Below are 4,902 nucleotides of genomic sequence, written 5' to 3' on the forward strand. Positions count from 1 at the left end.
TGACGCCTTCGTTCGGCTGCAGCCGGATAACCAGCTGGTTGGCCGAAATGCGGCCGGCATTGTTGTCGAAGATCGAATGCGGAATCTGCTTGAAGGTGATGACGATTTCCGACATGCGGCCGGCAAGGCGCTTGCCGGTGCGAATGTAGAAGGGCACGCCGGCCCAGCGCCAGTTGCTGACCTCAGCCTTGATCGCCACAAAAGTCTCGGTGTTCGAGACGCCGCCTTCGAGTTCTTCGAGGTAGCCCTTGACCGGACCGCCAGCCGAGGCGCCGGCCCGATATTGCCCGCGCACCGTCACCTGCTCGACGTTGGAAGAGGTGATCGGCTTCAGCGCGCGCAGAACCTTGAGCTTCTCGTCGCGAACCGCTTCGGCGTCCATGGACGTCGGCGCTTCCATGGCGACGAAGCAGACGAGCTGCAGGATGTGGTTCTGCACCATGTCGCGCAGCGCACCGGCCTTGTCATAGTAGCCGGCACGGTTTTCGAGGCCGACGGCTTCCGACACGGTGATCTGCACGTGGTCGATATGGGCGGAATTCCACAGCGGCTCGTAAAGTGCATTGGCGAAGCGCAGCGCCATCAGGTTCTGCACCGTCTCCTTGCCGAGATAGTGGTCGATGCGGAAGATCTGCTCTTCGCGGAAGACCTTGCCGATCGTGTCGTTGAGCTCGGTCGCCGAGGCGAGGTCGCGGCCGATCGGCTTTTCGACGACGATGCGGGTGTTCTTGGTGATCAGCTTGTGATCGCGGATGCGTTCGGAAATGTCGCCGAAGATTGCCGGGCCGACCGCGAGGTAGAAGGCGCGGATGCGCTCCTTGCCTTCTTCGAGGATCTTCTTCAGTGCGTCCCAGCCCTGATCCGACTTAGCGTCGACCGATACGTAGAACAGGCGTGCGGCGAACTTCGCGACTTCCTCTTCCTTGTATTCGTCTGCCTTCAGATGCTCCTTCAGTGCATCGACGGCAAACTTGCGATAGTCCTCATGGCTGAGTGCCGCGCGCGAGGCGCCGATGATGCGCGTCGGCTCGGTGATCTGGCCTTCCAACTGGCGGTGATAGAGCGCCGGCAACAGCTTGCGCTCCGCAAGATCGCCGGTGCCCCCGAACACCACATAGTCAAATGGTTCGACGGGGATGATCTGGCTGCTCATGGGATATCTCGATCTGTTCAGGTCAGGGGCACATATAATCTAATCGATTTAAAGGCGCTAGTGCGGGATGAGGAAAAGTGCGCGCGGTTTTCCGCCCGCATCCCGCACTATCTTCTAACTATCGATCACGTTTATGATTTTGGGTCGAGCCGACCCAAAACCATCGTGATCTAAAGTGCGGCGCAATAAAATGCAGCCGCAAGCGTTTTTCAGAACCTGTCGCGTAATGCGTACCAGCTAAGCGCGAAGAAGAGAAGGGCGGAGCGGAACCGCGTGCCGCCCGGGAAAGCCGGGATTTTCAGGGCTTTCAGCAGGTCGAGCTCGGTGTCCTTGCCGAGCGCCAGATCGGCATAGAGCTTGCCGCAATAGTTGGAGAGCATCACGCCGTGGCCGGAATAGCCGCCGATCGAGGTGACGCCGGGCATGACCTCGCGACAGAAGGGAGTGCGCGGCATGGTGATGCCGACGGAGCCGCCCCAGGCATGGGTGATATCGATATTGGCAAGCTCCGGATAGATCTCGCTGATCTGCCGGCGGATGTGGCTCGAGATATCGAGCGGGTTGTCGGCGGTATAGGCCTCGCGTCCGCCGAAGAGCAGCCGCCCATCCCGTGATTTGCGGAAGTATCGTACGACGAAGCGCGAATCGTCGACCGATTCGCCGCCGGGTATGACGTTCGGATAGTCGCCAAGAGCTTTCGTTGCGCCGATGAAGGAGCGGATCGGCATGACGTGGCTGGCACTTACCGGCTCCAGATTGCCAATATAGGCGTTGCAGGCGACGAGCACCCGGTCGGCAATAATCGTGCCGCGATCGGTGGTGATCACGATTGCGCCGCTCTGGCGGTCAATCTTCAGGGCCTTCGTCTGCTCGAAAAGATTGGCGCCGGCGAGCGCCGCCTGTCTTGCAAGGCCCACCAAAAGTTTCATCGGGTGGATATGGCCGGTACCGGCATCGCGGATGCCGAAATGGTAGTGGCTGGACCCGAGTCGGCTCGCGGTTTCCTCGCGATCCATGAAGGAAAGATGCGGATAGCCGAAGCGTGCCGCCATTGCTTCCGCATGGTCGCGATAGTCTTTTTCGAGGCTTTTCTTGTGGCCGACCGAGAGTTGGCCCGGCACGAACTCGATGTCGATCTGGTGCGCGCTGGCGAAATCGAGCACGTAGCGCTTGGCATTCTCGGCCATGTCGAAAAGCGCCTGCGCCCGTTCGTGGCCGAGGCTTTCTTCCGTCTCGTCCGCCCAGGCGCGTTGCCCGGTGCCGAACTGGCCGCCATTGCGGCCAGAGGCACCGTCGCCGAAGCGGCAGGCGTCGATCAAGGTAACGTCGACGCCCTGCCGTGCCAGGTTCCAGGCAGCCTGTAGCCCCGTATAGCCGCCGCCGATGATCGCGACATTGGCTTTCCGCGATCCCGGCATGGCGGGATATTCCGGTCGATCCGGAACCGTTGCCTCATACCAGGAGTAACCGGGCGAGATCGGGCTTTGCCAGGGCATGGGAAACCTCTGAGGTCAGACGTTGAGAAGCAGGAATTCGCGTTCCCAGGGACTGATGACCTGCATGAAGGTCTCGAACTCGCCACGTTTGACGCCGGCATAGATGGCGATGAACTCCGGGCTCAGCACTTCGGCGAGCGACGGCGCCGATTCCAGGAGCGATACGGCCTCGAGCAGGCCACGGGGCAGGAGGATCTCGCCCTCGTTCGCCGTATCCTCGGTCGGTGCCGTCGGCTCCCGCTGCTCGATGATGCCGAGATAGCCGCAGGCAAGTGAGGCCGCGAGCGCCAGATAGGGATTTGCGTCCGAGCTCGGCAGCCGGTTCTCGATACGCCGGGCGATCGGCTCCGATACCGGAATGCGGAACGCCGTGGTGCGGTTATCGTAGCCCCAGGCGGTATTCACCGGCGCCGACATGTCGGGCGTGAGCCGGCGATAGGAGTTCACATAGGGGGCCATCATCACGAGCGTGCGCGGCACGTAGTGCTGCATCCCGCCGATGAAGTGGAAGAACTCCTTCGATGCCGAGCCGTCAGGGTTCGAGAACAGGTTGCGGCCTGTGTTGATCTCGACCACCGACTGGTGGATGTGCATCGCCGAACCCGGCTGGCCCTGCATCGGCTTTGCCATGAAGGTGGCATAGATGCCGTGTTTCAGCGCCGCCTCGCGGATCGTCCGCTTGAACAGGAAGACCTGGTCGGCAAGCTCGATCGGGTCGCCGTGGCGAAGGTTGATCTCAAGCTGGGCCGGACCCTCCTCGTGGATCAGCGTGTCGATCTCCAGCCCCTGCTTCTCGGAGAAGTGGTAGATGTCGTCGATCAGTTCGTCGAACTCGTTGATGCCGGCGATCGAATAGCCCTGACCGCCAAGGATGGAGCGGCCGGAACGGCCCTTTGGCGGATGCAGCGGGTAGTCCGGGTCGTCGTTCTGGGCGACGAGATAGAACTCGATTTCCGGTGCCACCACCGGCTTCCAGCCCTTCTGGCGATAAAGCTCGACCACGCGTTTCAAAACGTTGCGCGGAGTGTAGCTGATCTGTTCGCCCTGCGAACCGACGATGTCGCAGATCACCTGCGCCGTCGGATCGGTTTCCCAGGGCACGACCGAAAGGGTCGAGAGGTCGGGCACGAGCTTGATGTCGCTGTCACGGGAATCGTAGCGGAACTGCCCGGTTTCATCAGGGTATTCGCCCGAAATCGTGTGGCGGTAGACGGCCGAAGGCAGAGCTAGCGACGTGTTGGACGTGAATTTCGAGGTCGGCATCATCTTGCCGCGCGGAACGCCGGCAAGGTCTGGCGTGATGCATTCGATGTCTTCGATGCCGCGGATCTTGAGCCAGTCCGTGGCTTCCTTCCAGGTGCTCACGCCGCGGAGGGAATGCAGGGCGGGGGGGATTTTCGAGGATTTGCTGGTTTTCGTTGTTTGTTGGGCGGCACTTCTCTTCGAGGGCATAAATCACCGGTTTTGGCTTCGGATGACGCATCATAACCGTAGATTGGCAATTGGCTAGATGGGCTTCGTCATTGACTTTCGTCTCCGCCACCGGGAAGGAAGGACAAAAGAGCTGGGGTGTTTCGTGGCTGACAAGAAGGATGTGGTCATCATCGGCGCCGGTGCCGCGGGCATGATGTGCGCCATTGAGGCGGGTAAGCGTGGGCGCCGTGTGGCTGTGCTCGATCATGCCAAGGCGCCGGGCGAGAAGATCCGCATTTCCGGCGGCGGCCGCTGCAACTTCACCAATATCCATGCGGGGCCGAAGAACTTCCTGTCGGCCAACCCGCATTTCTGCAAGTCGGCGCTGGCGCGTTACACCCCGCGCGATTTTCTCGCACTGATCGAAAAGCACGGCATCGCCTGGCACGAAAAGACGCTCGGCCAGCTCTTCTGCGACCATTCGGCCAAGGACATCATCAAGATGCTGCTTTCCGAAATGCGCGAGGTCCATGCCGAACTGCGGCTGGAAACCTCGATCGAGAGCGTCGAGCGTCACGGTGCGGGCTTCCGGATCATGACCGATGAGGGGCCGATCGATGCGCAGTCGCTCGTCATCGCCAGCGGCGGCAAGTCGATCCCGAAGATGGGTGCGACCGGGCTCGCCTACCGGATCGCCGAGCAGTTCGGTCTGGCCATGGTCGAAACGCGGCCGGGCCTTGTGCCGTTGACGCTTGATCCGGCGCAACTCGAAACGATCGGGGAACTGGCGGGCGTCGCAGCTGATGCCGAAGCCCGGTTCGGCAAGACGGCCTTTCGCGA

4 protein-coding genes are annotated in these 4,902 nt (G+C 61.4%); 1 reads left to right on the forward strand and 3 read right to left on the reverse strand.

Annotated features, from left to right (window positions below; translation table 11 throughout):
- The 3 genes from zwf to I8N66_RS36000 form a co-directional block, all read right to left on the reverse strand.
- Window positions 1–1,153 (reverse strand): glucose-6-phosphate dehydrogenase (zwf, locus tag I8N66_RS35990; RefSeq protein WP_291165035.1); only part of this gene is annotated, 1,153 nt, incomplete at its 3' end.
- A 209-nt stretch (window positions 1,154–1,362) separates the two neighbouring features.
- The gene (locus I8N66_RS35995; RefSeq protein ID WP_291165038.1) at window positions 1,363–2,649 is read right to left on the reverse strand and encodes an FAD-binding oxidoreductase; all 1,287 of its coding nucleotides are present in this window, start codon (window positions 2,647–2,649) and stop codon (window positions 1,363–1,365) included.
- Between the two features lie 15 nt (window positions 2,650–2,664).
- Window positions 2,665–4,101, reverse strand: coding sequence for a glutamine synthetase family protein (locus tag I8N66_RS36000; protein WP_113536389.1), 1,437 nt, complete (start codon window positions 4,099–4,101; stop codon window positions 2,665–2,667).
- Between the two features lie 124 nt (window positions 4,102–4,225).
- On the opposite strand from I8N66_RS36000, the gene I8N66_RS36005 reads away from it, so the two are divergent.
- Window positions 4,226–4,902, forward strand: a 677-nt coding sequence (locus tag I8N66_RS36005) for an aminoacetone oxidase family FAD-binding enzyme (RefSeq protein WP_291165041.1), incomplete at its 3' end; no start/stop codon positions are given.

The organism is Ensifer sp. SSB1, assembly GCF_016652895.1.
In the GTDB taxonomy this organism is placed as follows: Bacteria; Pseudomonadota; Alphaproteobacteria; order Rhizobiales; family Rhizobiaceae; genus Ensifer.

Excerpts from the sequence above, each read along its gene's own strand:
- I8N66_RS35995 (WP_291165038.1), bottom strand. The coding sequence starts at position 2,649 with ATGCCCTGGCAAAGCCCGATCTCGCCCGGTTACTCCTGGTATGAGGCA.
- I8N66_RS36000 (WP_113536389.1), bottom strand. The coding sequence starts at position 4,101 with ATGCCCTCGAAGAGAAGTGCCGCCCAACAAACAACGAAAACCAGCAAA.